Genomic DNA, 25,757 nt, shown 5'->3' with positions numbered 1-25,757 from the left:
CATGGCAATCGTGACCTTTGTCATCAGCCTTGCGGGGGCCACCATGCTTCTGCTGTTCGCCGTGCGCATGGTGCGCACCGGGATCGAACGCAGCTTTGGCGCCGCATTCCAACGCATGTTGACCGAGAATCACAGCCTGATCGGGTCCAGCTTCACTGGTGTATTCCTGGCTGTCGTGTTGCAAAGCTCGGCGGCGGTGGCGCTTCTGGCGACAGGGTTTGCGGCCAGTGGATATCTTGCCTTTCCGACCGGTCTTGCAATTGTATTGGGCGGCGATCTGGGATCGGCGCTGATCATCCAGATCCTGTCGTTCAAGCTGGACTGGCTGGTGCCCTTGTTGCTTGCTGTTGGCGGTTGGCTTTTCGTCAAGGTCGAAAACAAGAGGGGGCGGCAGTTTGGCCGCATCCTGATGGGGGTCGCGTTCATCCTGATCTCGTTGCAATTTCTGCGCGAAGCGGTGGAGCCCATCCGTGACAGCGCCTTTCTTCCGGCCGTTTCCGGCTATCTGGCGCGGGACTTTCCGACGGCCTTCATCGTCGGCGCCGCCCTGGCCTTCGTGATGCATTCCAGCGTGGCCGCCATCCTGATGTGCGTGACGCTTGTCCAGATCGGCGCCATTCCCTTTGCTGCGGCCTTGTCGCTGCTTCTGGGTGCCAATCTTGGCAGTGCGTTCATTCCGATCTGGCTGACCCGTGGCATGCCGAATGCCGGACGGCGCATCCCGTTTGCGAACCTTGTTCTGCGTGGAAGCTGGGCGTTGATCGTGCTTTTGGTGATCAATCTTCTTGCTGATCCCGACTTGTTGCTTCTGGTCAGCCCCGGTCAGTCGCTGATCTATGCCCATATCGGGTTCAACCTGTCACTTCTGTTGCTGGCCCTGCCTTTCTGCGGGTTGATCGAGGGCCCAATCACTCAGTTGCTGCCGAAATACAAAAGAGGACAATCGGCCCTGCCGGAACAGCCTGCCAGTGCCCTGGACCCGGGCGCGCTTGATGCGCCGCAACAGGCAATTGCCAGCCTGAAACGCGAATTGCTGCGGATGATCGGGCAGGTCGAACGAATGTTTCGCACAGTCCCCCAGCTTTACAACGCGACGGATAGCTCAGTTCTGCGGGCGACGCGCGCCTTGGATGACGAGGTGAACGAGATGTTGTCAGGCATCCGCACCTATGTTGCCAGCATGCCGCAGGAAAGCTGTTCCAAGGACGAAACAAAAACCATTCGCGGCTTGATGGAATACGCCATCCGGCTGGAAGCGGCCGGTGATGTGATCGGACGCAAACTGACATCGGTGGCGAAAGAGAAGCTGGATGGTCACCTGAGCTTCTCGCAAGAGGGGTGGGCCGAGCTGGTTCGGATGTATGAAGCGGTTTGTGCGAATTTCCACCTGGCCAGCAATGTTCTTGTGTCCGACGATCTGGAAAGCGCGCGCCTGCTTGTGTTCGAGAAGGCCGAGTTCAAACGCGCAGAACGCAAAAGCCGGAAGTATCATCTTGCCCGACTGCAGAACGGGCGTGTGGAGAGCTTTGAAACCAGCGACATTCACCTGGAAACGCTGCGCGCGCTTCGAGACATCAACAACCACATTGCCGCGATTGCCTATCCGATCCTGTATCGCAACGGGCAGCTTCTTGAAACGCGCCTGATCGAGGATCTGGACGCGAAAGAAGTCAGCGACTGAAACATGAAAAGGGGCGCGCAGATGAAGATCGAAACACGCCGCATCGGTAAGCCGCCGCCTTGTCACAAAACAATGATAAACGTGTGTCACAAGGCGCCGCACAAGGTGTGTGTATCACGAAGCTTTGGAAAGCGCGTGTCGCGTGCAGGGTGTCATCGAGTGAGCTTGGTATAGGCCAAGCCGATCATATGGTAGGTATAATCGATTTTTCTTGTCGTCAGAACCTGCCAAACTGGCTTGAAAACGGATGGCGCGGAAGCTGATCGACCGCGTCACGACAACAAAAGATCAACAGAGGAGAAAAGAATGAAACACATAGCGAAAAGACTTGCGTCGTTTCTGGCCGGCGTTGCCTTCGCCACGGCGGCCATCGCCGAAACGGAACTGACAGTCTATACCGCCGTCGAGGCCGAAGATCTGGCCCGCTACGCGGAAACCTTCAACCAGAGCCATCCGGACATCAAGATCAACTGGGTGCGCGATTCCACCGGGATCATCACGGCAAAACTTCTGGCCGAACGTGACAACCCGCAGGCCGACGTGATCTGGGGTCTGGCAGCCACGTCGCTTCTGCTGCTGAAATCAGAAGGTATGCTTGAACCCTATGCCCCCGCCGGGGTCGAAAACCTGGACCCGAAATTCGTGGATGGTGACAATCCGCCGGCATGGGTCGGTATGGATGCCTGGGTGGCTGCAGTTTGCTACAACACGGTCGAAGCTGAAAAACTTGGTCTGACCCCGCCGACGTCGTGGAAGGACCTGACTGACCCGATGTATGCCGGTCACGTGATCATGCCGAACCCCAATTCTTCCGGCACCGGGTTCCTTGACGTGTCCAGCTGGCTGCAACTGTTTGGTGAAGAAGGCGGCTGGGAGTATATGGACGCGCTGCACGAAAACATCGCGCGCTATACCCATTCCGGGTCGAAGCCGTGCAAGCTGGCCGCGTCGGGGGAAATTCCGATCGGCATTTCGTTTGCCTTCCGGGGTGCAAAGTCGAAAGCCGACGGTGCGCCGCTGGAAATCATCGTGCCATCCGAAGGGGTCGGCTGGGACATGGAAGCCACGGCGATTGTTGCGGGCACGGCCAATCTTGAAGCCGCGCAGACCCTGGTTGACTTCACCGTCACCAAGGAAGCCAACGAGATGTACAACACCGGCTATGCCGTTGTCGCCTATCCCGGCATCGCCAAGCCGGTCGAGCATTTCCCCGAGGGGCTGCTGGATGCAATGATCGAAAACGACTTCGAGTTTGCAGCGAACAATCGTGCGGCCATTCTGGAAGAATGGCAAAGCCGCTATGACGGCAAGTCCGAACCCAAGTCCTGAGCCAATCAAGCAGGGGGCGCAACCCGCCCCCTGCTGTCCCACACACCCCTTCCGGAACTGAGATTTTCCCGGCCGCGCCCGGTTTGAACAGGCCGTGAGCCGACGGAACATGTAAGGAAAAGCCCGTGATTCAAGACACCGCTATCGGTCAGAAAACCTATCTTAGCATCGACAAGCTGTGGAAAGCCTTCGGCAGCTTTCTTGCGCTGAAAGACATCTCGCTGGACATCAACGATGGTGAGTTCGTCTGCTTCCTTGGCCCGTCTGGCTGCGGCAAGACCACCTTGCTCAGAGCGATTGCGGGGCTTGATCTGCAAACCAAGGGGACGGTGATGCAGGATGGTCGGGATGTGTCGAACCTGCCGCCGTCCGAGCGGGATTTCGGCATCGTGTTTCAGTCCTATGCGCTGTTTCCCAACCTGACGATTGAGAGGAACATTGCTTTTGGGCTTGAAAACACGGGCCGCAGCAAATCCGAAATCGCCGTGCGTGTCAGCGAGTTGCTGGATCTGGTCGGGCTGCCGGATCAGGGATCGAAATACCCCGCGCAACTGTCCGGCGGCCAACAACAGCGGATCGCGCTGGCCCGCGCGATTGCCACCAAGCCCGGCCTGCTGCTTCTGGATGAGCCGCTTTCGGCGCTGGATGCCAAGGTGCGCGTACATCTGCGTCACGAGATCAAGGAGCTTCAGCGCAAGCTGGGGGTGACCACCGTGATGGTGACGCATGATCAGGAAGAGGCCCTGGCGATGGCCGACCGGATCGTTGTGATGAATCATGGCGTGATCGAACAGGTCGGCTCACCCACCGAGGTTTATCGCGAGCCGGCAAACCTGTTTGTCGCCGACTTCATCGGCGAGATGAACCAGATTGAATCCATGGTGACCAAGGGCGGACGTCTCAGCGTCGGGGAAAAAACCTTCGCCTGCCATCCGCACCCGTTCACTGACGGCACCGCCGTCATCGCCGCCATCCGACCCGAGGACATCATCCCGCACGAAGATGGCTATACATCAGAGGATCCGAACCGGAACTGCATCGACGTTCTGCTGAACGAGATGGAATTCCTGGGATCGTTCTGGCGTTGCCGTTTGCAGAATGAAAGGTTCGGCCAGTCCGAATTGATTGCCGACTTTTCGATCAACGCGGTCCGCCGGTTGGGTTTGGGGGAAGGCCGCAAGATGGTTATCGAGCTGCCAACCGACCGCCTGATGGCCTTTGACCGCCCGGAGGCAAGCTGATGGCCGACGTCACCGATTATGCGAACCTGCCGGACGGCCCGGTCGTAAAAGGCAAGCTCAGCCGCGATGATATCATGATGCGCGGCGGGATGCTGGTGATTGCCCTCTACCTTGTCGTCACCCTTGCTTTTCCGCTGTATGCGATGCTGTCGAAATCCTTTTCGACCTACCGTTTCGACCTGTCGCAGTATGAATTTCAGGTCAGCGACGAAAACGGCGTGTTCGACGGCACGGTGTTGAACGGCGCCGAGCTGAACGCGCAAACGGGTGCGATTGACGAGGCTGAACTGAGCACCGGATCGGATGGCCGCATCGGCGTAACAGGGTTCTTTCCCGATTTCAGCTTCCGTAGTCCGGTCATGTACCAGATCCGGAACACAAGCGATCAGGGTCGCTTTCTGGTCGGCTCCACGCTGCAGGACGGCACCGATTGGGTGACGCTGGACAGCAACACCTTCCGCCGGGTGCAGTTGCGGCCGGTGAAATCGACCGGGTTCGACAATTTCGTCAACTATTTCTCAACGCCTGCGCTGTTCAACTCGATCAAGAACTCGCTCTGGATCGCGGTGGTCAGCACCATCGTGACCGTGACACTGGCGTTCTGGTTCGCCTATGCGCTGAACCGCAGTTGCATGCGTTTCAAGGGCGTGTTTCGACTGATCGCGATGGCACCCATCCTTGTGCCGTCGCTGTTGCCCGGCATCGCGCTGGTCTATCTGTTCGGCAATCAGGGCATGATCAAAGAGCTTCTGTTTGGGGCCAGCATCTATGGTCCCATCGGGATCGTCATCGGGTCGATCTTTTTCACCTTCCCGCATGCGTTCATCATCATATCGACCGCGCTGGCGATTTCGGATGCACGGCTCTACGAAGCGGCGGCAAGCCTGCGCGCCACCCGCTGGCGCACCTTCTGGACCGTCACAATTCCCGGCGCGCGCTATGGCCTGATCTCGGCGGCGTTTGTGGTGTTCAACCTTGTCATCACCGATTTCGGCCTGCCGAAAGTCATTGGCGGTCAGTTCAACGTGTTGGCCGTGGACATCTATAAACAGGTGATCGGCCAGCAGAATTTCGAAATGGGCGCGGTGGTGTCCGTGGTGCTTGTGATCCCCGCGATTTTCGCCTTTGCCATCGACCGGTTGGTGCAGTCGAAACAGGTGGCGCTTCTTTCCGCCCGCTCCGTGCCTTATCAACCCCAACCCAACAAGCGCACTGACACATTGTCGTTCATCTATTGCACATTGGTGGGCCTGTTTATTGTTGGCATTCTGGCGGTCTGCCAATTCGCGGCATTGATCAAGTTCTGGCCCTATGACCTGAGCCTGAGCCTGAACAACTACCAGTTCGACAAGATGGATGGCGGCGGCTGGGGGTCTTACTACAACTCGATCAAGCTGGGTTTGCTGACGGCAGTGTTTGGCACGGCCATCGTGTTCTTCGGCGCCTATCTGGTCGAAAAGACCAAGGGTTTCAGAACCGGCCGCGCGTTGTTTCAGATGTTTGCGATGCTGCCCATGGCCATTCCGGGCATGGTGCTGGGTCTGGCCTACATCTTCTTTTTCAACAACCCGTCCAACCCGTTGAATGCGATCTATGGCACCATGGCGATTTTGGTCATCTGTTCGGTGACACACTTCTATACGGTGTCGCACCTGACCGCGGTGACGGCATTGAAACAGATGGATCGCGAGTTTGAATCGGTGTCGGCATCGCTGAAGCAGCCCACGATGAAGCTCTTCAGCCGGGTGACCGTGCCGGTGTGCCTGCCGTCGATCCTGGACATCTCGATCTATCTGTTCGTCAACGCGATGACGACGGTGTCAGCGGTGGTGTTCCTGTATTCGCCCAAGACATCGCTGGCGTCGATTGCGGTTCTGAACATGGATGACGCCGGGGATATTGCCCCAGCGGCAGCGATGGGAATGATGATCTTCTACACCAACGCGGCGGCGCGGATCATTCACCTGATTGTATCCAAGGGTGTTTTGACGCGCACGCAGGCGTGGCGGACACGCTGATCACCCGCTGAGAAGATCAAGAGGCGCTGGTCTGATCGCCGGCGCTTCTTTCTTGCTGGGCATTTCGCGCGAACTCCATGAACGCGCGGATCACCTTGACGTCGCGCCGTTGCGCCAGATGCACCAAGGTCTCGCTCATTTCGATATCCGCGTCGACAAGCTGGATCTGCACCAGCCGGTCGTCATGCCCGTATTCGGCCAGTGAAACGAACCCGATGCCAGCGCCCGAGGCCACGACCTCGCGCACCGCTTCGCGCCCTTCGGCCACGATGGCGGGGGTCAGTGTCAGCCCTTTTTTCTTTGCCCGCTCCTCCAGCTTCTGGCGGGTTTTGGAACCCTGTTCGCGAAAGATCAGCGGCAGGTCTGCCAGGTCTTGCAGGCTGAGCGACCGACGTTTGGCCAGCGATGATCCGCGTGCGGCAAAGGCTGTGATCTTGGTGGTGCCAAGGTTCAGCGCATCCATGTCGTTCCCGGGCGTCAGGCTGCCGACGATGCCGATTTCGGCGTTATAAGCGCGCAGGTCTTCCAGGATTTCTTCTGTGTTGCCTGTGCGCAATGTGACCGAGATATCGGGATAACGTTTGCGGAAATCGCCAAGAAAATGGGTGATGTGATGGGCACTGTCGGCGATGATGCGCAGCTCACCATCAATCGCGGCACTGGTCGAGGACATATAGTCCTCGATCTGCTGCTCGATCTCGAAATACTGCTTGGTATAGAGGAAAAGCTGCGCGCCTTCCTCGGTCAGCCGCACCCGCTTGCGTTCGCGGTGAAACAGAAGCGTATCGTGATCCTGCTCCAGCTTTTTCACCTGTTCCGAGATCGCAGGCTGGGTCAGGTAGAGCGCTTCGGCGGCACGGGAAAAACCACCCAGAAGGGCGACATGGTGAAAGGCTTTTAACTGGCTGTGGCGCATGGGTTTTCCGGTCAGTCCTTTGCATAAGCAGATCTTATGCTTTGATCGTTAATTGCAATTTCACATATAGGTCAAACTGCTGCAATGCTGTTCTTGCGTTCCCCTTTTCGGAGACAAGACATGACCGCCGCAAACCTCAAAATCGAACCGCCGCGTTTGGGCGAGCCGTATCTGCTGACCCCCGGTCCCTTGACCACGTCTTATGCCGTGAAAGAGGCGATGCTGCGCGATTGGGGCAGCTGGGATGATGACTTCCGTGCCATGACCCGCGAGATGCGCCAGCGCCTTCTGGCGCTGTTGGGTGACGGCTCCGATGATTTCGACTGCGTACCGATGCAGGGCAGCGGAACGTTCTCGGTCGAGGCGATGCTGGCGTCGTTCATTCCACGCGATGGCAAGGCCTTGGTGCTGGCAAATGGTGCCTATGGGATGCGATCGGCGCAGACGTTGGAGTATCTTGGGCGTGATCATGTCGTGCTGAACAAGGGTGATTACCTGCCGCCGCGTGGCGACGAGGTGGCGCAGATCCTGACCGACGATCCGGCGATCACCCATGTCGTTGCAATCCACTGCGAAACCAGTTCCGGCATCCTGAACCCGGTCGAGGAGATTTCCGAGGCTGTTTATGCCGCCGGGCGCAAGTTGCTGATCGACTCGATGTCTGCCTTTGGCGCGATTGATTTGAAGGTCGCGGATATCCGCTATGAAGCGATGGTATCCTCGGCCAACAAATGTATCGAAGGCGTGCCGGGCTTTGGTTTCATCATCGCGCGCAAGTCCGAGCTTGAAGCCGCAAAAGGCAACAGCCACTCGCTGAGCCTGGATGTCCATGCACAATGGGCGCATATGAACAAGACCGGGCAATGGCGGTTTACTCCACCCACCCATGTGGTTGCGGCCTTTCTTGAGGCGTTGCGCGGGCACGACGCCGAAGGCGGCGTTGCCGGGCGCGGCGGACGCTACACCCGTAACCGTGATGTCATGGTCGACGGTATGCGAGAGCTTGGGTTTGAAACCCTGCTGAAAGATCGCTGGCTGTCACCGATCATCGTCACGTTTTTCTGCCCGGCAGATGAAAACTTCGTCTTTGATCACTTCTATGAGCTTATGAAAGACAAAGGTTTCATCATCTATCCCGGCAAACTGACCGTTGTGGACAGTTTCCGCGTGGGTTGCATCGGTCAGATGGACGAACACGTCATGCGGCAGGTCGTGACCGCCGCCAAAGAAACACTGGATGAGATGGGCGTTCAGAACGCGGCGCCCCCTGCCATCGCACTTGAAGAACGCGCCAAGCTGGCCGCCTGAATACGAAGGAAAGACCTAATGACCATTCAATCCCCCGTCGTTGCGAACGGGCGCGCCTATCCTGCTCCGAAAACCTGTGCGATTGCGATTTGCCTTGATGGGTGCGAGCCGGACTACCTGGACAAGGCCATTGCCGATGGGTTGATGCCGACCTTGAAACGGATGCGGGCCGAAGGCACGGACCGGCTGGCGCATTCGGTGATCCCGTCCTTCACCAACCCCAACAACCTGTCGATTGCCACCGGGCGCCCGCCGGTCGTGCACGGGATTTGCGGCAACTATCTGTACGAGCCGGAAACCGGGGAAGAGGTGATGATGAACGACGTGCGCTTCCTGCGCGCGCCGACGGTGTTCAAGGCGTTCCATGATGCGGGCGCCCGCGTGGCGATTGTCACGGCAAAGGACAAGCTGCGCGCGCTTCTGGGGGCAGGTCTGACGTTTGACGACGACCGCGCCAAGTGCTTCTCGGCCGAGAAATCCGACACCTCGAACCAAGCTGAACATGGCCAGGACGCCGCCAGCAAATGGCTGGGCATGGCGCAGCCCGAGGTCTATTCGGCAGAACTGTCCGAATTCGTCTTTGCCGCCGGCGTCAAGCTTCTGCGGGAATGGAAACCGGATGTGATGTATCTGACCACCACGGATTACGTGCAGCATAAATACGCCCCCGATCAGGCCGAGGCGAAAGCGTTTTACGAGATGTTCGACAAATACCTGACCGAGCTGGACGCGATGGGGGCCGCGATTGTCGTGACCGCAGATCATGGCATGAAGCCCAAGCACCATGCCGACGGCTCGCCCTCGGTCGTCTATGTGCAGGATCTGCTGGATGACTGGTTAGGCGAAGCCGCCGCGCGTCTGATCCTGCCGATCACCGATCCTTACGTGGTGCACCATGGCGCGCTCGGCTCGTTTGCGACAGCTTACCTGCCCGATGGTGCCAATCAGGATGACATCATCGCCAAGCTGCGCGCCACTGACGGGATCACCGATGTTCTGACCAACGCCGAAGCGGTTGCCCGCTTTGAATTGCCCGCCGACCGGATCGGTGACATCGTGTTGGTGTCGGGGGAAAACATCTGCATTGGCACGTCCGAGCACCGCCACGATCTGGCCGCGCTGAACGAACCCCTGCGCAGTCACGGTGGGTTGACCGAGCAAGAGGTGCCGTTCATCTGCAACCGTGTTTTGCCCCTGCCGGAACGCCCGGTGCTGCGGAATTTCGACGCGTTCTTCTATGCCACTCAGGCCGCGGCACTTTGATATGAAGGATACCGTAATGAACAAGGACGACATCCGTCACGAAGGGATGCGCATCGGCGGCGAGGTCGTGTTCACCGATGATGTGGTCGAGGTGAAATACCCCTATACCGACGAGGTGATCGGCACCGTGCCTGCGGGCAAGGCCGAACATGCGCGCCGTGCGTTTGAGATTGCCGCGAGCTATAAGTCGAAGCTGTCGCGCTATGAACGGTCACAAATCCTGCAACGCGCAGGAGAGTTGATCGGCGAGCGCCGCGAGTTTCTGGCCAAGTGGCTGGTGTTGGAGCTTGGCATATGCCACCAGCACGCGATCTACGAAACCAAGCGTGCGCAGGACGTGTACCAATTCGCCGCCGCGCAGGCATTGAATGACGATGGCGAAATTTTCTCATGCGACCTGACCCACAACGGCAAAGAGCGCAAGATCTTTACCAAGCGCGAACCGGTGCGGGCGATCAGCGCGATCACACCGTTCAACCATCCGCTGAACATGGTCAGCCACAAGATTGCGCCGTCTATTGCGACCAACAATTGCATGGTGTGCAAACCGACAGAACTGACGCCGCTGACCGCAATCGCATTGGCGGATATCCTGTACGAAGCGGGCTTGCCGCCCGAGATGTTTCAGGTGGTCACAGGCTGGCCGCAGGACATCGGGGAAGAGATGATCGTCAATGACAATATCGACATCATCACCTTCACCGGTGGCGTGCCGGTGGGCAAGATGATCGCTGAAAAAGCGGCCTATAAGCGACAAGCGCTGGAGCTTGGCGGCAACGATCCCCTGATCATCTGCAACGACCTGAACGACGCCGATCTGGACAAGGCTGCGACCATTGCGGTGGCGGGCGCGACCGGCAACTCCGGTCAGCGATGCACCGCGATCAAGCGTATTCTGGTGCAGGAAAGTGTCGCGGACAGGTTCGTGTCCTTGGTGCTTGAGAAGGCCAGGAAGATCAAGTTTGGTGATCCTCAGGACCCGGAAACCGAGCTGGGTTGCGTGATACACGCACAGGCCGCCGAGCTTTTTGAAAACCGTGTGCTCATGGCCGAGAAAGACGGCGCAGAGATTCTGTATCACCCCGGACGAGATGGCGCGCTTCTGCCACCGATCGTCGTGGACCACGTGCCCCATGACAGCGAATTGGTGATGGAGGAAACTTTCGGCCCGATCATCCCGATCGTGCGCGTGCCGGATGATGACGAAAAGGTCATGCAGATCTCGAACTCGACCCAATTCGGGCTGTCCTCGGGGGTCTGCACCAACGATCTGAACCGCGCGATTGCCTATATCAACGGGCTGGATGTGGGCACCTGCAACATCTGGGAACAACCCGGATACCGGATCGAAACATCCCCCTTCGGCGGCATCAAGGACAGCGGCAACGCCGTGAAGGAAGGCGTCACCGAAGCGATGAAGTTTTTTACCAACGTGAAAACCTATTCACTGCCCTGGCCAAACTAGAGGGCCACGGCTCATATTTCCTCCCTGACTGTGAGGCTCAGATATCTGAGCCTCACCTTTTTCAATTGAGGCACCATGACCAAGAAAATCGTTCACACCGAAGGCGAATCCAACACGTCGGACGCCCGGCAGTCTTGGTTGAAGAAATCCATCGGTTCGAACTCTGCCCCGCTTCTGAAACGCGATGCGGACGCGTTCTTGCACCAAAGCCTGTCCAGCCCCTGTGTCAGCACAATCGCTAAGGCGGATGGCATCTGGATCGAAGATGTAGATGGCCGCAAGTTCATGGATTTTCATGGTAATTCCGTGCATCACATCGGTTATGGTCATCCCAAACTGATTGCCGCCATCAAGGCGCAACTGGATGATCTGCCCTTCGCCCCGCGTCGTTTCACCAACGATCCTGCGGTCGAGCTGGCCGAGAAGCTGGCCGCGATTGCGCCGGGCGATCTGGGCAAGGTTCTGTTCACCACGGGCGGCTCAGACGCCAACGAAGTGGCGTTGAAAATCGCCCGCGCGGCGACGGGTCGGTTCAAGACCATCTCGTTCTGGGATGCGTTTCACGGGGCGGGCATGGGGGCTGCCAGCGTGGGGGGCGAGGCGACATTCCGCAGCCACATTGCCGGACCGCTGCTGTCAGGCACCGAGCATGTCGCGCCCTTCGCTTGCTATCGCTGTCCCTATAACCACGAAAGCCCGGACACTTGTGGATTGGCCTGCGCCAAAATGGTCGAATATGTGCTGGAACGTGAAGGCGATGTGGCCGCCGTGATCGCCGAGCCTATGCGCGCGGTTCCGTATGTTCCGCCCCCCGGTTTCTGGAAATCCGTGCGCGAGGCCTGCAACCGTCATGGCGCGTTGTTGATCATGGATGAGATCCCGACCGGGCTGGGCAAGACCGGCAAGATGTTTGCGTTCGAGCATGACGACATAATTCCTGACATCGTCACGATGGGCAAAGCGCTGGGCGGGGGCATCCTTCCCATTGCAGCCTGCGTGGCCCGGCGAGAGCTGGATGTCTGCGGCGATTTCGCCATCGGGCATTACACGCATGAGAAAAACCCGGTCACGTCCCGTGCCGCCCTGACCACCATTGAAATTATTGAAGAAGAGGGGTTGGTCGAACGCTCCGCCGAGCTTGGCGCCCACGCGATGCAGGTGCTTGGGGACCGACTGCAAGATGTCACCACCGTCGGAGACATTCGCGGTCGCGGCCTGATGTTCGGGGTTGAGATCGTCGAAGACCGCGCCCTGAAAACCCCCGGCAACGCGCGGGCCGAGCGGATCTATTACGCCTGTCTCGAGGCCGGTCTGAGCTTCAAGATCAGCCAGGGCTGCGTGCTGACCCTGTCACCACCACTGACCATCGCGCGTGACGATTTGGACCGTGCGCTAGACATCGTGGTGACGGCCATCAACGACACGGTATGACCGCACAGGTCGCCTTGATCGTCCTCTCGGCGGCGTTTCTGCACGCGTTGTGGAACGCGTTGGTGAAAGGGGCAGGGGATCGGGTGATCATGCTGGGCATGATTGCCTTGGGTCATGTGGCTTTTGCCCTGACCTTCATCGGTTTCGTGCCCAGCCCGGACCCGTCAGCATGGCCTTTCATGGTCGCATCCATTGCGATCCACTGGCTGTATTTCTACTTGCTGAACGTCGCCTATCGTCTGGGCGATCTGAGCTTCATCTATCCCGTGGCGCGTGGCTTTGCCCCGGTTCTTGTCGCCTTGGGCGCGCAGTTCTGGGTGGGCGAAGCGCTTCCGCTTCAAGCATGGATTGGCATCTTCAGCGTCTCGGCGGGGATCATGTTTCTGGCCCAAGGCGCGTTTGGAGCCACCATGTCCAGGAACGCACTGCTGGCCGCCTTGGCGATCGGTGCCACGGTCGTGGCCTATACGCTGGTCGACGGGCTCGGCGTGCGAGCCTCGGGTCACGCGCTGGGCTATATCGGTTGGCTGTTCCTGTCGAAAATACTGATCGTGCTGTTTCTGTTTCCCGGCCGGATGGACCGGCTGCGTGCGCAATCGCCGCGAACACTTCTGATCGGGTTCATGGGGGGTGTCGTGTCCGGCACTGCCTATGCGCTGGTCCTTTATGCCAAGACCATCGCGCCGTTGGGCATCGTGTCGGCGTTGCGGGAAACGTCGGTCATCTTCGCCGCCCTGATTGGTGTGATTTGGTTTGGCGAAGGCCCGCGGGCACGGCGGCTTTTGTCGGCCGTCGCCGTCGGGGCCGGGATCATTTGCATCGGATTGGGCCGCTGATCTGCGCCCTAAACGGTGAATGCCACACCTTTGACCTGAGCTCTCAAACGTGGGTCGTGGGATTTGACCAAGACATTGCGCCCCTCCAACACCTCGAAACACCGTTCCAGAGCTTCATCTTCCAATCGCTGCATCGCCTCCTCGGTATAGAAGGTCAGATGCGGTGACAGGATGACGTTGGGGTGGTCATAAAGCGCGCTCATTCGGTGGCCGGTGCGGGTCAGGGGTTCCTGACTGAACACGTCCAGCCCGGCGCCTGCGATCCAGCCCTCACAGATCGCGCGGACAAGGGCCGCCTCGTCCACAATCGCTCCGCGCGAGACATTGATCAGGAAGGCCGATGGCTTCATCGCCTGCAATTCCGCCTCGCCAATCATACCGCGCGTGTCGTTATTCAGGACTGCGTGGATGGTGACGAAATCGCTTTGCGCCATTAGGTCGTGCAGGTGTTCCACCTTGGTGACGCCCAGAGCGGCCATTTCCTCTGCAGATGTATGCGGGCTGTAGGCGATGACGTTCGCGCGAAACCCCAGCCCGGCCATCCGCGCCATGCTGCGCCCGATCTTGCCCAGCCCAATGATGCCCACGGTCTTGCCCGCAATGTCTGATCCCATCCATGTCGGTTCAGGCCAGGCCCAACCCTCAGCCGTCATATGCGTGTTCAGCGCGGTCAGTTTCTTGGCCAGCGCGATCAAAAGGGCAAACGCCCCTTCTGCCACTGTTTCTTCCGCATATTCCGGCACGTTGACCACAGCCACGCCTGCGTCAATGGCGGCGGGAATGTCGATGGCGTCAATCCCGACACCGTATTTGACGATGCCTTTCAGTCGGGGCGCGTTTTCGATCACCCGCCGGGTGATCGGGGTATAACACATCAGGATCAGATCGGCATCGTGTGTGGCGTCAAGCAGATCCTCCTCGCTCACCCCATCCGGCAGCAGCACCAGATCGTGTCCGGCAGACACCAGTGCGGCGTCGAGTTTCGGGGTCCGAAGTTCGCAGTCCGTGCGCACGATTTTCATGGTGTGTCCGATCTGTGGGTGTCCGATGTGTTGCAAGCCTTGCCGAAACCTAGGTCCGATCCGTGTGGGATGCCAATGTTATCGTGTTGGCTTTGTCCGGGCGCAGGGGTGTTGCATCCTTTATGCGGTGGTCACACACTGCGCAGGAAACGCGCAAACCCTGAAAGGAAAACGTCATGTCATCCTGGCTTCCCTCGTTGATCACCGAAACACCGGAACAAGGCTATGAACTGGCCGTGAAACTGTCGCGCGTTGCGGTCAAGATGACCCAGCCCGATGATGATGCCCGCAGCCGGATGCGCCCAGAATACGCCGAGGACGCGGACGCGCTGATCGCGGTCAGCCAGGTGGTCGCCACCCATTTCGCCACCGTCGCGGCGGCCAACAGTTACTGGCGCTGATCGAAGCCCCGCAGACCCGCCGCCCGGTTCAGTGAAAATCCCGGCTGGGAAACAGGCGCTTTGCCTGTTCGCGTGGGTGGCGGGCGCTGGGCGCGGTGCGGTTTGCGCGCGGTGCGTCATCGGTGTTGGGCTGGGTGATGCCAATGGCCTCGTCCAGCGGGTGGCCCAGTTCGGACAGCTTGTGTGACAGGTCGGTGATCTTCTGGGCAATCAGGTGCACCACGATCCCTTCGCGTTGCAGATAACCTTCCACCTGCAACAGCCGCCCACCCATCACGCTGCGCCGGAACTGCTCATAAACCTTCGGCCAGACCACCACATTGCTGACCCCCGTTTCATCTTCCAGCGTCAGAAAGATCACCCCTGATGCGGTGCCGGGGCGCTGGCGGGTGATCACCAGCCCGCAGACCGCATAGCGGCCAGGTGGCACCTTGTGCAGCGCGGCGTGGGGGGTCAGGCCGGCCATCGCGGGGCGCAGAAGCTCCATTGGATGGGCGCGCAGGGTCAGACGGGTGGAGACATAGTCTTCCACGACCTCTTCGCCCAGATGCATGACGGGTAAGGTCACGTCGGGTTCGCGGATGCCTTCGCCGTCGATCGGGTCGTTGAACAGAGGCAGAGGGGTCTGCCCCCGGATTGCCCGGACCTGCCACAGCGCCTCGCGCCGGGTCAGGCCCATATCGGCAAAGGCATCCGCCTCGGCCAGCCGTTCCAGCACCGAGGGGCGCAGCCCCGCCCGCAGCCACAGGCTTTCCGGGTCGCGATAGCCGTTGCCACGGGCGGCGGTGATCCAGGTTGCGTCCTCTTCCTTGAACCCTTTGATCTGGCGAAACCCAAGGCGCAGCGCCAGCGTGCCATCGGCGCGGTGTTCCAGCGTGTTGTCCCAGTGGCTGCTGTTCACGCAGATCGGGCGCAGTTCGACCTTGTGTTCCCGGGCGTCGCGCACGATCTGGGCCGGGGCATAGAACCCCATCGGCTGCGAATTCAGCAGCGCGCAGGCAAACACCGCCGGGTGGTGACATTTCAGCCAGGCCGAGACATAGGCCAGCATGGCAAAGGCCGCCGCGTGGCTTTCCGGGAACCCGTAATCGGCGAAGCCCTCGATCTGGGCAAAGCAGCGTTCGGCCACGTCAAGCGAATAGCCCTTGGCCTGCATCCCCGCGATGAACTTGTCGCGATGCGCCCCGATCGTGCCCATGCGCCGGAACGAGGCCAGCGAGCGGCGAAGCTGGTCGGCCTCTTCCGCCGTATAGCCTGCCCCGACCACCGATATCTGCAAGGCCTGTTCCTGAAACAGCGGCACGCCAAGGGTGCGGCGCGTGACCTCTTCCAGTTCGGGGCCGAAGGGTTCGGGCTTTTCCAACCCCTGCCGCCGCCGGATATAGGGTTGCACCATCCCGCCCTGGATCGGGCCGGGGCGCACGATGGCGACCTCGATCACAAGGTCATAGAAGGTGCGGGGTTTCATACGGGGCAGGAAATTCATCTGCGCCCGGCTTTCCACCTGAAACACGCCGACCGCATCCGCCGCGCACAGCATGTCATAGGTGGCCGTGTCCTCTTGCGGGACGGTTGCGATGGTCAGCGTCTTGTGTTCGTGTCTTTCCAGCAACTCGAACGCCTTGCGAATGCAGCTGAGCATCCCAAGCCCAAGGATGTCGATCTTCAGGATCCCCAGCGCGTCGATGTCGTCCTTGTCCCATTCGATGATGGTGCGGTCTTCCATCGCCGCGTTTTCAATCGGGCACAGCGCGTCAAGGCGACCCTTGGTGATGACGAACCCGCCCACATGCTGGCTCAGGTGCCGGGGAAAGCCGATGACCTCGCCGATCAGGCGGATCGTCTGCATCAGGCGGCGGTCTTCGGGGTCAAGACCCAGTTCGCGCAGGCGGTCAAGATCGACGCCGCCATTGCTCATCCCCCAGATCTGGCCCGACAGGCTGGCGGTCACGTCCTGGCTCAGCCCCATCACCTTGCCGACTTCGCGGATCGCGGCGCGGGACCGGAAATGGATCACCGTGGCGCACAGCCCGGCCCGTTCGCGGCCGTACTTCTCATAGATGTGCTGGATGACCTCTTCGCGCCGTTCATGTTCGAAATCCACGTCGATATCCGGCGGTTCGCCGCGATGTTTCGACACGAAGCGTTCGAACACCATGGCGATCTGGTCGGGGCTGACATCGGTGATGCCCAGCAGATAGCACAGGACCGAATTGGCTGCAGACCCGCGCCCCTGACACAGAATGCCCTGCGACCGGGCAAAGCGCACGATGTCATGCACGGTCAGGAAATAGGCGGCAAATCCCAGGGTGTCGACCACGGCCAGCTCTTTGAGCATAAGCTGCACGGCCTTGTCCGGGGGGCCGTCGGGATAGCGCCGTGCCAAGCCGTCTTGCGCCAGCCGTTCCAGCCGGGCTTGCGGGGCTTCCGTGCCGCCGATCTCGTCCGGGTATTCATAAGACAGCTCGGCCAGGTCGAAGCTGCACCTGTCGGCGATCTCCAGCGTGCGGCGCAATGCGCCCGGATGGTTGCGAAAAAGCCGCGCCATGTCAGCCTGCCCTTTCAGCCGCCGTTCGGCGTTGGGCTGGGCCCGCGTGCCGATCTTGTCGATGGTGATGTGTTCACGCATGCAGGTCAGCACATCGGCCAGTTGCCGGCGGCTGGCCTGATGCATCAGCACATCGCCCACCGCCACCATCGGCGCCGAGGTCTTCTGGGCCAGCCGCGCACAGGCATCCAGATAGGCCTGATCGCTGCCGTCATAGCGGGGGGCGGCGCCCAGAAAGACATGGTTGGGAAACTGCCGCCGCATTCTTTGGATGTCGCGCGCGGCGGTCTTCAGCCCCGCCTGTGGCAGGGCGATCAGGATCATGCCCCGGCACCCGTTCAGCATATCCTGCAAATCCAGATGGCACTGGCCTTTTTCGGCGCGGCGCTTGCCCAGGGTCAGCAATCGGGTCAGCCGTTCATAGGCGGCCCGGTCACGGGGCAGTGCCACCCAATGGGTCGTGCTGTCGCGCAGGACCAGACGGCACCCGACGATCAGTTTCGGCAAATGCGGCGTGTCGGGTTTGACGATGGGTTGGGGATCGCCGATTTCCTGCCGCGAACACGAATCGACCCGGTGCTGCGACCGAATGTCGACCGCTTGTTCGGCTTCGCGCCGAAGCTGTTTCAGGGCGCTCCAGGCCCGCACCACACCCGCCAGCGAATTGCGGTCGGTGATCGCGATGGCGGCCAGCCCCAGCCCTGCGGCGCGCGTGATCAGTTCTTCCGGGTGCGATGCTCCGGTCAGGAAGGTGAAATTCGTGGTGACGCACAGCTCGGCATAGCCCAGCCGGTCGGTATATGGGATCGGGGGGGCGGTCATGCGAATTCCCCCTGCACGAACCACCCCGGATTTTGCGGGGTGAAGAACAGCCACAAACGCCGCCCCTGCGTGGTCTCGACCCGCCAGTAATCGCGCAGGCCGGACCGCCAGTTGTCATCCTCAAGCCACCATTCGGGGGCGATGCGTTCCGGCCCTGTAACGCGACCTGTGGTCAGCGACATGCGGCGCCAACGGAACCGGGCTGGCGGCTGCGGCCCCGTTCCTGCAATCGGTTCCGGCGGAAACAGGCAGAGCGGGCGTGGACGCGGGCGGCTCCACCCCCGTTCGGGATCGGAATAGGCGGCGGGGGCGATGATGAAACTGCGTTCGGGAATATGGCTGTCGGCGGGCAGGAACCGGTGGATGTTGTCAAGCCCGATCCGGGTGCCAAGCCGGGACACCAGATCGTCAAGCTGATCCTTTCCCCGGTCGGCCACATGGCTGATCTGTTGCGCCGGCAGGGGGTCGACCTGTGTGGCTTCAAGCCGCAACTGGTCGATGCCGAAGCCTGCCTCGACCTCGGCCAGACCGCGTTCGAACAGCGGCAGGATGCGATGCGGGTCGCGCAGGGGGCGGGCCAGCCGCAATTCGACCTGCTGATGGTCCTGATCCAGCCGGCGCAGGGTCACGCAAAGCTGTCGCGCGCCGACCTCGTGCGTTTTCATCTTGGCGCAAAGCTGGTCCAGCAGGCGGCGGGTGCCCGCCATCACGTCCGCCAGCAGGCCGATCGGTTCGGGCAATGTCATGCGCACGCCGTAATGTGGCGGGTCGGGCAGGGGCGAGATGTCTTCGGGCTGGGCACCCAGCGCCTGATCCAGCCGCATCAGCAGGCCGGGGCCGAAGCGTCGGGCCAGCGGCGCCCGCCTGGCCGCAGCAAGATCACCGATAGAGCGGATCCCCAGCCGTTGCAGCGCGACCGAGGTGTCATCGTCAAGTCGAAGTGCGGCCACCGGCAGCTTTGCCAGCGCCGTCAGTGCCTCGCCGGTCGGGGCCACGCCCTCGCCGTGTCGCGCCAGTGCCCAGGCAGCCCCGCGCGTGTCGGCCAGCCCCGCCTGCACCGTGAATCCGGCCCGGGTCAGCCGGTCGCGCAGATCTGCCAGCAGGGCGTCCTCGCCGCCCAGCAGATGCGCCGATCCGGTGATGTTCAGAACCAGCCCGTCCGATCCCTCCAGCCCGACCCAGGGGCAGTAACGGGTGGCCCAGCGGCGCAGGATGTGCAGAAACCGCCGATCGCCGTCGGGTGTCGCAGGGCGGCTGTGCAACCCGGGGCAGAACGCACGTGCATCCGCGTAAGACATGCCGCGATGCAGCCCGCTTTGCTCGGCGTCGCGGTTCAGGCAGTAAAGCCGGTTTGCGTTGCTGTGTTTGAAGGTCAGGGCAAAGGGGCCATCCACCGGGCGCAGCCTGAGAGCCCGGTCACTTGCCAGCCGGGGGAACCATAATGACACGACGCGACGCGGCATCCCATCGAACATCCCAGACTCCCAATGTTCCTGATTTGTTCTTAATAAGTTCCCAACGTTGAAGAGTCGAGTCCTCCGGGTCGAAAACGGGTGTGCATTTCCAGCGTGTTTCGGCGGCGTTGCTGCCCATGCCATCCGGGATGACGGCCAGCCCGGTGGCTTTTCCTTCCTTGGCAGCCAGTTGCAGGCGCCGTCCTTCGGTCAGCCCGTAGGGCTTGCCAATCTCCATCACCACAAGGGGGGCAGCGCCGGATCGCAGCGCCTCTTCTGCGGTGGCCAGAACGTCGATCTGGTCATTGGTGTTGCAGACCAGAAGGTCCGCGGGGTCGATGAAATCCAGCAGCCCAACGGGATGCAACCGGTCCGGTTTCCACCCTTCGCGCACCCACAGGACGGGGCCACCAAGGCGGGCGGCCAACGCCAGCGCGAACACGAGCGCCCCGGCCCCGCAAACTTCGTGCGTTCGGGACGGCTTTGGCGGGAAGAAAGGAACGGTCTGATGCGTCATGTGTCCGCGGGCAGGGTTGTGAACGGGGCAAGGGCCGACCCGACGGGGCAGGGCCAGCCAATCTGAATGTCCCGATTATGCGGCGGATGCAAGATGACGCAAGGGCCGTGTTCAACGAATGTTCAGGGTGCGCCCTGCCATGTGCGATCAACCCGGCGAAGGGTTGCAAGTGTGGCCAGCGGGCCAGCGATTTCGAAAAACACCGTGGCGGATATGGTCAGCGTCATGATGGTCGCCGCCCAGTCCGGGAAGGTTTCGGCGGCCACCAGCGCCATGCCGACGGCCACCCCCGCCTGCGGCAGAAGGGCAGGGCCATAGGCATGCATCTGCGCGCGTGGCACCCCGCCGATCCGCGCCCCGACGGCCCCGCTGATAAGCCGGGCGGCGACGCGCAGGCCGACATAGGCCAGGCTGATCCAGCCAAGCGCCCACACGGCGTCCAGTTCAAGCGATGCGCCCGCAAGCAGGAAGAACAGCAGCATGAAGGGCCATTCGATATACTCGATCTCGTGAAAGGCGTGTTCGTGGTGGCGCGCGAGATTTGCGATCATCGCACCTGCGGCCATCCCGGCCACCAGGAACGAGACCTCAAGCCAGATCGCAAGCCCGGCGGTCAGCAGCACGACGCCGATGGCCTCGGTCTGAAGTGGTTCGCCCTGTTTCAGCCGCCCGGTCAGAAGGGCGGCGGGGATACCGATGCACAGGCCGAGCAAGATGCCGCCCCCGATGTCGCGCCCGGCACCCAGAAGCGGCGCGGCCCAGCCGCCGGTTTGATCGACGAGGGCAAGGCAAAGACTGAACATCAGAAGCCCCCACACATCGTCTATGGCCACGATACCGGCAAGGGTTTCGGTAAACCCGTTGCGCAGGCCCGACTGGCGGATGACGTCCGAAATGGCAGCCGGGTCGGTCGCCGTCGCAATCGCCCCAAGCAGCAGGGCAAGTTCGGGGCTGACCCCGAAAAGGGTCAGGCCGCCCCAGACGATCGCGGTCGTGCCAAGGACGATGCTCAGCGAGATGGCCGAGATCGCCCGGCCATGGCGCGCCAGATTATCGCGTGTCAGTTCTCCGCCCAGCAGGAAGGCGACCATGGTCAGGGCCACGACCGAGATCGGATCAAACAGGTCGGTGACCGATGCCGGCAGTAGGTCCAGACAGGAAGGCCCGACCAGAAGCCCCAGCAGCAACAGCATGGTGACCCGTGGCAACCGTGTCAGGTGGCCGATCTTATCCGCCAGCAGACTGCCAAGAAAAAGCACCCCAAGCGTGATCAAGAGTAGCGCCTGATCCATGTCGGACAGTTCCCGGGTCTAAGGGTGCCGACAGCCCGGCGAACCGGGCTGCCTGGGCGGTTACCTCAACAGGTTGAGGCTTTGCATGTCCACACCCAGCGGGCCGCTCAGATCCTCGATCGAATCATAAAGCAGTTCAAGGATATAGGGCGGGTTGTGGGCATAGTTGCCCGGATCGGATATGACCAGCTTCCAGTTATAGGCGGCGCGCAGGCTGCGCGGGGTCCAGGCATTGTATGCCACCGCCTTGCCGTCGCTTTCGTCGATCACGCCATCGCCATTGGCATCTGCGAAGAAATAGGGATAGCGCGTCCCGTCATAGACCATCGGCACGCCCGCCACGTCCTTGGCATAGGCATTGACCTGATCCATCAGAAGGGCTGCGTTGGCCTGAATGTCAGCGCGAATGCCCACCGAGGTGTCCCCGGTGCCCGAATAGCTTTGCCGCGAAATGCGGATGTCCTGCATGCTGTCGGCCTGGTGGCAGGTCAGGCAGGGTTCAAAGTCGATTTCCAAAGTATGCGGCTCGTGGCAGGAATTGCAGGTCGACACCGGGCGGGCATGGAAGAACCGGCCCGAATAGGCGCGTCCGTCATAGTGATAGCCCGCAGCCCCGTAGCCCCCAAGCCATGTTGCGGCCGCGGTGGCATAGTGCGGGTTGATGAAACGCAGTTCGGGGTTGGGCGTGTCCAGATCCATATCGGTGATGGCAGTGCTGACCGTAACACCGGCCGTCCTGCCCTGATGGCAGGTCATGCAGGATGCTTCGACCCCTTGCACCGGGTGCATCAGGCCACTTGGAAATTGCACCTCGGTCACCTCAGCCAGCCCCGCGTTGTGGCACGTGCCACAATCCACCACGCCGCCGGTGTTGATCGGGCCGTCGATCACGCCGGGTTCACTGCCATCAAGCCCGTGGAATGCCCGGAACCCTTCGCCCGAATGGCAGGCGGCGCAGGCGGGTTTGATTTCCTCGTCTTCGTCCCAATGGCGAAACGCCTCAGCCGCCGCATCGGCATGGGCCGAGCGGAACCAGTTGGCGATCGCTTCATTATTGTCGATCTTGATATCCGCCGCATCAAACGGTCCCGATTTCGGCAGGGCAAAGGGGATCGTGGCGGCGTCTTCGTTGGGCGCGTCATCCGCGTCCTGGCTCAGAACGGCCTGACCACCTGCGAGAAGAGAGAGGACCGCAACAATGGCGGATAGGCTGAAAATGACAGGTGATTTGGACTTCATGGCTGTTTCCTCTCTGCAATCGAAGTGAACCTATTTTCAACTATCACAAGTATGTTATCAACGCATTGATGTATGTCAGCCCCCCGGGCACGGTCTTTCGATATCGAGCGTTTGACACAGGAAAGAAGTGGAGAGAGGACATGATTGTTCTCGGGTTCGGTCCCGGCCTGACACCTGCGTTTCCGTCGCCGCCTGTCAACGCGCAGGAGCCGTCCGAGGTGATCACGCAAGAGGCGGGGATACGGACACCGGCGGGCCGATCGCTGCGCATCACCCCGTTGGTGGGCGAAGGCGATCTGGTTGCGCAGGGTGCGCCGGTGGCCTGTTTGCGTGACGCTCCGCAAGTCCAGCTGGTCGCGCCGATGCCCGGACGTGTTGCGCGGATATCGCTTCAACCGGGTCGCAAGCTGTCGGAAATCGTGCTGTTTCGCGAAGAAGGTGGGGACGTGATGCGGCATGACGTGGCCGATACGTCGACGCGGGCAAGCCTTCGCAAACTCGTGCAGGCGGCTGGGGTCTGGCCCTGGCTGCAACGGCGACCTTTTGGCGGAATGCCCCCGGCAGATGAAAACCCAGCGGCCATCGTCGTGATGGCGATGGACACCCGCCCCTTTGCCCCCGATCCACGCCAGGCGCTGGCCGGGCGCGAGACGGCGTTGTTGCGCGGTCTGCAGGCGCTTGCCACCCTGAGCGACGGGCCGGTTTTCGTGTGCCAGACCGATGGTGCCCCCCTGATCGGCCCCGATCGTGCCAGTGACAAGCTGCGCATTGTCAAGGCGCCCTCCCGCCATCCGCAAGGGGCAGCCGGGTTTCAAGTGCACGCGCTGGCCCCGGCCACGATCGAAACCCCGGTCTGGGACATCCACGCCGAGGATGTGGCCGCTTTGGGAGAGCTGCTGGACACCGGCATCGTGCCGATGACGCGTCTTGTGCGCCTTGCGGGCAAGGGGTTGCGCGAAAGCCTGTCGATCCGCACCCAACCGGGTGCAGATCTGCGCGAACTGACATTGCGCATTGCCAATCCCGGCGCGCATCGCCTGATTTCGGGGTCACCTCTGGATGGCCATGAGGCGCATTGGCTTGGCCCCCGTCACCGGCAGGTGACGGTCCTCCCGCGCCCACCAAAGGGCAAGCCGCCGCATTGGTTTGTCTCGGCGCTGACGCGTTCGGGCCTGCCTCGACCGGTGATCCCCACGGCGGCTTTGACCCAGGCGTTTGGCGCGGCTTTGCCTGCGGTGGCTCTGGTGCGCGCGCTCAGTTCCGGGGATGACGAGATGGCGATGAAACTTGGCGCCCTGTCCCTGCTTGAGGATGACATCGCGCTGGTCGACTACGTGCTGGGCGGAGAGGCACATCTGGCCACGCTGTTGCGCGGCATGCTGGATCGGGTTCAAACGGAATTTGCACCATGATGAAAGGGTTGTGGGATCGCGAAACCGTCGCGTTGATGCTTCTGGCGGCCTATATGCCGCTTGCGCTGTTCTGGATCTGGTTCGGTGGGGGTGCGGCGCTGGCCACGCTCTGGATTGCAGTGCTGTGTCTTGCCTTCTGGAACTTCGTATTCCTGCTTGCCCGTGCCCAGCCCCCGTCCGTTGCCGCAGTGGTCACGGCGCTGGCCATAGCCATGCTCGCCCCCGAAGGGCTTGGCGCGCTTCGACTGGTGCTTGGGATCAGCTTTGGCGTCGTGATGGGCGAGCTTGTCTTTGGCGGCTGGGGGCGTAACGTGGTGAACCCGGCGACCGTCACGCTGTCCTTCCTTGGGTTCGGCTTTCCGGGTTTCGGGTGGCCGGGCTTCGATGATCCGGTGGTCTGGGCGGCTTTTCCTGCGGCTCTGATTGGGGTGGCAACCGGCATCATGCCCGCTGCCGTGTTGGGTGGTGCGCTGCTGATCGCGGGCGCGGCGCTGGCGCTGGGTGCCCCGGTCGCAGAGGTCGCACCGGCAGCTTGGATCGTGCTGGTGCTTCTGGTCGTCGATCCGGTGACAAGCGCAAGCACATCCCTTGGCCGCTGGTTGAACGGCGGCGTATATGCGGGCCTTGTCGTGATCTTTGCCACAGGGTGGAGCGGCGCAGCCCCGGTTCAAATGGCCGTCGCGGCGGCGCTGTTGACCTCGCTTGCAACGCCGCTCTTGGATGAAATCGCGATCACCTTGTGGATCGCCAAACGCAGGAGGCGGCATGGCCGAAACTGACTGGAACCCCTGGCGCCGCCTGCTGGCGTTGCCGAATGAAAGCCGTGCCAAGACCATCATCGTGGCCTTTCTGGTGTCGGCGGTCTGTGCCGTCATGGTCAGTGGCGCCACCGTGATCCTGCGTCCGATCCAGACCGCAAACCGTGCCGCCGAAGAGCAGGCCCGGATCAGCGACCTTGTGCGCGGTATCCCGGGTATGTCCGGGTTGCTGGACGCCTCGGGCGGCACGCTGTCAACGGTGGTGATCGATCTTGACACGGGCCGTGCTGCGCCGGGCGTGACGGCTGAAACGCTTCAGGCTGCCCTTGCCGATCAGGCCAACTGGACACCGCTGAGCGCGGGGCAGGATATCGCCGGTCTGGCCCAGCGACCGAACTATGCGCAGATCTTCCTGCTGCGTGAAGGCGACGACATTTCGCTGGTGTTGCTGCCGGTGACGGGGCAGGGCTATGGCGGTCGGTTCGACGCGATGCTGGCGCTGCATGGCGACATGAACACGATTGCCGGAATCGCCATCACTCAACATGCCGAAACCCCCGGCCTGGGGGGGCGGATCGAAGACCCGTCGTGGCAGGAAAGTTTCCCCGGCACCCTGATCCGCGATGACAGCGGCGAGGTGCGGTTCAAGGTGGCCCGTGGCGATGCCACCACCGAATATGAGGTGGATGGCATCACCGGCGCCACGCGCACCGGCACCGGGTTCACGCGCATGATGCAATTCTGGCTGGGGCCGGACGGCTATGGCCCCTTGCTGGACGCCATCGCGCGCGGGGAGTTCTGAGC

The 25,757-nt window shown here is 61.4% G+C and carries 20 protein-coding genes; 13 read left to right on the top strand and 7 right to left on the bottom strand.

What is annotated here, in order from left to right; genetic code table 11:
• Window position 1 precedes the first annotated feature (1 nt).
• The 4 genes from MUY21_RS09335 (at window position 2) to MUY21_RS09320 (ending at window position 6,269) form a co-directional block, all read left to right on the top strand.
• Window positions 2–1,681 (top strand): Na/Pi cotransporter family protein, encoded by a 1,680-nt coding sequence (locus MUY21_RS09335; RefSeq protein ID WP_248410114.1) that lies wholly within the window; start codon window positions 2–4, stop codon window positions 1,679–1,681.
• Between the two features lie 306 nt (window positions 1,682–1,987).
• Window positions 1,988–3,010 carry a putative 2-aminoethylphosphonate ABC transporter substrate-binding protein gene (locus MUY21_RS09330; RefSeq protein ID WP_248410113.1) on the top strand — a complete coding sequence of 341 codons (1,023 nt, stop codon included), beginning with the start codon at window positions 1,988–1,990 and terminating at the stop codon, window positions 3,008–3,010.
• Window positions 3,011–3,135: 125 nt separating this feature from the next.
• Complete coding sequence (locus MUY21_RS09325) at window positions 3,136–4,251, top strand: putative 2-aminoethylphosphonate ABC transporter ATP-binding protein (protein ID WP_248410112.1); 1,116 nt, start codon at window positions 3,136–3,138, stop codon at window positions 4,249–4,251.
• Entirely contained in the window at window positions 4,251–6,269 is a 2,019-nt protein-coding gene (locus MUY21_RS09320) for a putative 2-aminoethylphosphonate ABC transporter permease subunit (RefSeq protein ID WP_248410111.1), read from the top strand. Before MUY21_RS09325 ends, MUY21_RS09320 begins: the two co-directional genes overlap by 1 nt.
• A 16-nt stretch (window positions 6,270–6,285) precedes the next feature.
• Here MUY21_RS09320 and MUY21_RS09315 read toward each other — a convergent pair whose 3' ends face one another.
• A complete protein-coding gene (locus MUY21_RS09315) occupies window positions 6,286–7,185 on the bottom strand; it encodes a LysR substrate-binding domain-containing protein (protein ID WP_248410110.1) in 900 nt (299 codons plus the stop codon).
• A gap of 120 nt (window positions 7,186–7,305) precedes the next feature.
• On the opposite strand from MUY21_RS09315, the gene MUY21_RS09310 reads away from it, so the two are divergent.
• The 5 genes from MUY21_RS09310 to MUY21_RS09290 all read left to right on the top strand — a co-directional run bounded on the left by MUY21_RS09310 (window position 7,306) and on the right by MUY21_RS09290 (window position 13,488).
• A complete protein-coding gene (locus tag MUY21_RS09310) occupies window positions 7,306–8,493 on the top strand; it encodes a 2-aminoethylphosphonate--pyruvate transaminase (RefSeq protein ID WP_248410109.1) in 1,188 nt (395 codons plus the stop codon).
• Between the two features lie 18 nt (window positions 8,494–8,511).
• A complete protein-coding gene (phnA, locus tag MUY21_RS09305; protein WP_248410108.1) occupies window positions 8,512–9,756 on the top strand; it encodes a phosphonoacetate hydrolase in 1,245 nt (414 codons plus the stop codon).
• Window positions 9,757–9,772: 16 nt separating this feature from the next.
• A complete protein-coding gene (gene phnY / locus MUY21_RS09300) occupies window positions 9,773–11,221 on the top strand; it encodes a phosphonoacetaldehyde dehydrogenase (protein ID WP_248410107.1) in 1,449 nt (482 codons plus the stop codon).
• A gap of 75 nt (window positions 11,222–11,296) precedes the next feature.
• Window positions 11,297–12,652 carry an aspartate aminotransferase family protein gene (locus MUY21_RS09295; RefSeq protein ID WP_248410105.1) on the top strand — a complete coding sequence of 452 codons (1,356 nt, stop codon included), beginning with the start codon at window positions 11,297–11,299 and terminating at the stop codon, window positions 12,650–12,652.
• Window positions 12,649–13,488 (top strand): DMT family transporter, encoded by an 840-nt coding sequence (locus MUY21_RS09290; protein ID WP_248410103.1) that lies wholly within the window; start codon window positions 12,649–12,651, stop codon window positions 13,486–13,488. The genes MUY21_RS09295 and MUY21_RS09290 overlap by 4 nt, the downstream gene beginning before the upstream one ends.
• An 8-nt stretch (window positions 13,489–13,496) precedes the next feature.
• Here MUY21_RS09290 and MUY21_RS09285 read toward each other — a convergent pair whose 3' ends face one another.
• Entirely contained in the window at window positions 13,497–14,510 is a 1,014-nt protein-coding gene (locus MUY21_RS09285) for a C-terminal binding protein (protein ID WP_248410102.1), read from the bottom strand.
• A gap of 176 nt (window positions 14,511–14,686) precedes the next feature.
• On the opposite strand from MUY21_RS09285, the gene MUY21_RS09280 reads away from it, so the two are divergent.
• Window positions 14,687–14,911: a hexameric tyrosine-coordinated heme protein gene (locus MUY21_RS09280; RefSeq protein WP_191287423.1), complete on the top strand. Its 225-nt coding sequence runs from the start codon at window positions 14,687–14,689 to the stop codon at window positions 14,909–14,911.
• A 28-nt stretch (window positions 14,912–14,939) separates the two neighbouring features.
• Here the strand turns inward: MUY21_RS09280 and MUY21_RS09275 are convergent, their stop codons facing one another.
• The 5 genes from MUY21_RS09275 to MUY21_RS09255 form a co-directional block, all read right to left on the bottom strand.
• A complete protein-coding gene (locus MUY21_RS09275; protein ID WP_248410101.1) occupies window positions 14,940–18,281 on the bottom strand; it encodes an error-prone DNA polymerase in 3,342 nt (1,113 codons plus the stop codon).
• The gene (locus tag MUY21_RS09270) at window positions 18,278–19,756 is read right to left on the bottom strand and encodes a DNA polymerase Y family protein (protein ID WP_248410100.1); all 1,479 of its coding nucleotides are present in this window, start codon (window positions 19,754–19,756) and stop codon (window positions 18,278–18,280) included. The genes MUY21_RS09275 and MUY21_RS09270 overlap by 4 nt, the downstream gene beginning before the upstream one ends.
• Window positions 19,698–20,252: a hypothetical protein gene (locus MUY21_RS09265; protein ID WP_248410098.1), complete on the bottom strand. Its 555-nt coding sequence runs from the start codon at window positions 20,250–20,252 to the stop codon at window positions 19,698–19,700. Before MUY21_RS09265 ends, MUY21_RS09270 begins: the two co-directional genes overlap by 59 nt.
• 122 nt (window positions 20,253–20,374) lie before the next feature.
• Window positions 20,375–21,544: a cation:proton antiporter gene (locus MUY21_RS09260; RefSeq protein ID WP_248410096.1), complete on the bottom strand. Its 1,170-nt coding sequence runs from the start codon at window positions 21,542–21,544 to the stop codon at window positions 20,375–20,377.
• Between the two features lie 60 nt (window positions 21,545–21,604).
• Entirely contained in the window at window positions 21,605–22,783 is a 1,179-nt protein-coding gene (locus MUY21_RS09255) for a cytochrome c3 family protein (RefSeq protein ID WP_248410094.1), read from the bottom strand.
• A 140-nt stretch (window positions 22,784–22,923) separates the two neighbouring features.
• Here MUY21_RS09255 and MUY21_RS09250 point away from each other — a divergent pair, with 140 nt between their 5' ends.
• From MUY21_RS09250 to MUY21_RS09240, 3 genes are read left to right on the top strand one after another with little or no spacing between them, the layout of a single operon-like run.
• A complete protein-coding gene (locus MUY21_RS09250) occupies window positions 22,924–24,195 on the top strand; it encodes a Na(+)-translocating NADH-quinone reductase subunit A (RefSeq protein ID WP_248410093.1) in 1,272 nt (423 codons plus the stop codon).
• Window positions 24,192–24,974 (top strand): RnfABCDGE type electron transport complex subunit D, encoded by a 783-nt coding sequence (locus tag MUY21_RS09245; RefSeq protein WP_248410092.1) that lies wholly within the window; start codon window positions 24,192–24,194, stop codon window positions 24,972–24,974. The genes MUY21_RS09250 and MUY21_RS09245 overlap by 4 nt, the downstream gene beginning before the upstream one ends.
• Window positions 24,961–25,755 carry an FMN-binding protein gene (locus tag MUY21_RS09240; RefSeq protein WP_248410090.1) on the top strand — a complete coding sequence of 265 codons (795 nt, stop codon included), beginning with the start codon at window positions 24,961–24,963 and terminating at the stop codon, window positions 25,753–25,755. Before MUY21_RS09245 ends, MUY21_RS09240 begins: the two co-directional genes overlap by 14 nt.
• The last annotated feature ends 2 nt before the right edge of the window (window positions 25,756–25,757 follow it).

The sequence above is a fragment of the Aliiroseovarius sp. S2029 genome (assembly GCF_023195575.1).
Taxonomy (GTDB): Bacteria; Pseudomonadota; Alphaproteobacteria; order Rhodobacterales; family Rhodobacteraceae; genus Aliiroseovarius; species Aliiroseovarius zhejiangensis.
The sequence above is the reverse complement of the archived record's forward strand: the minus strand, read 5'-3'. Positions and strand labels throughout refer to the sequence as shown.

Coding starts and splice junctions, on each gene's coding strand:
- MUY21_RS09335 (WP_248410114.1), top strand. CDS start 2: ATGGCAATCGTGACCTTTGTCATCAGCCTTGCGGGGGCCACCATGCTT.
- MUY21_RS09330 (WP_248410113.1), top strand. CDS start 1,988: ATGAAACACATAGCGAAAAGACTTGCGTCGTTTCTGGCCGGCGTTGCC.
- MUY21_RS09320 (WP_248410111.1), top strand. CDS start 4,251: ATGGCCGACGTCACCGATTATGCGAACCTGCCGGACGGCCCGGTCGTA.
- MUY21_RS09315 (WP_248410110.1), bottom strand. CDS start 7,185: ATGCGCCACAGCCAGTTAAAAGCCTTTCACCATGTCGCCCTTCTGGGT.
- MUY21_RS09310 (WP_248410109.1), top strand. CDS start 7,306: ATGACCGCCGCAAACCTCAAAATCGAACCGCCGCGTTTGGGCGAGCCG.
- phnA (WP_248410108.1), top strand. CDS start 8,512: ATGACCATTCAATCCCCCGTCGTTGCGAACGGGCGCGCCTATCCTGCT.
- phnY (WP_248410107.1), top strand. CDS start 9,773: ATGAACAAGGACGACATCCGTCACGAAGGGATGCGCATCGGCGGCGAG.
- MUY21_RS09295 (WP_248410105.1), top strand. CDS start 11,297: ATGACCAAGAAAATCGTTCACACCGAAGGCGAATCCAACACGTCGGAC.
- MUY21_RS09290 (WP_248410103.1), top strand. CDS start 12,649: ATGACCGCACAGGTCGCCTTGATCGTCCTCTCGGCGGCGTTTCTGCAC.
- MUY21_RS09285 (WP_248410102.1), bottom strand. CDS start 14,510: ATGAAAATCGTGCGCACGGACTGCGAACTTCGGACCCCGAAACTCGAC.
- MUY21_RS09280 (WP_191287423.1), top strand. CDS start 14,687: ATGTCATCCTGGCTTCCCTCGTTGATCACCGAAACACCGGAACAAGGC.
- MUY21_RS09275 (WP_248410101.1), bottom strand. CDS start 18,281: ATGACCGCCCCCCCGATCCCATATACCGACCGGCTGGGCTATGCCGAG.
- MUY21_RS09270 (WP_248410100.1), bottom strand. CDS start 19,756: ATGTTCGATGGGATGCCGCGTCGCGTCGTGTCATTATGGTTCCCCCGG.
- MUY21_RS09265 (WP_248410098.1), bottom strand. CDS start 20,252: ATGACGCATCAGACCGTTCCTTTCTTCCCGCCAAAGCCGTCCCGAACG.
- MUY21_RS09260 (WP_248410096.1), bottom strand. CDS start 21,544: ATGGATCAGGCGCTACTCTTGATCACGCTTGGGGTGCTTTTTCTTGGC.
- MUY21_RS09255 (WP_248410094.1), bottom strand. CDS start 22,783: ATGAAGTCCAAATCACCTGTCATTTTCAGCCTATCCGCCATTGTTGCG.
- MUY21_RS09250 (WP_248410093.1), top strand. CDS start 22,924: ATGATTGTTCTCGGGTTCGGTCCCGGCCTGACACCTGCGTTTCCGTCG.
- MUY21_RS09245 (WP_248410092.1), top strand. CDS start 24,192: ATGATGAAAGGGTTGTGGGATCGCGAAACCGTCGCGTTGATGCTTCTG.
- MUY21_RS09240 (WP_248410090.1), top strand. CDS start 24,961: ATGGCCGAAACTGACTGGAACCCCTGGCGCCGCCTGCTGGCGTTGCCG.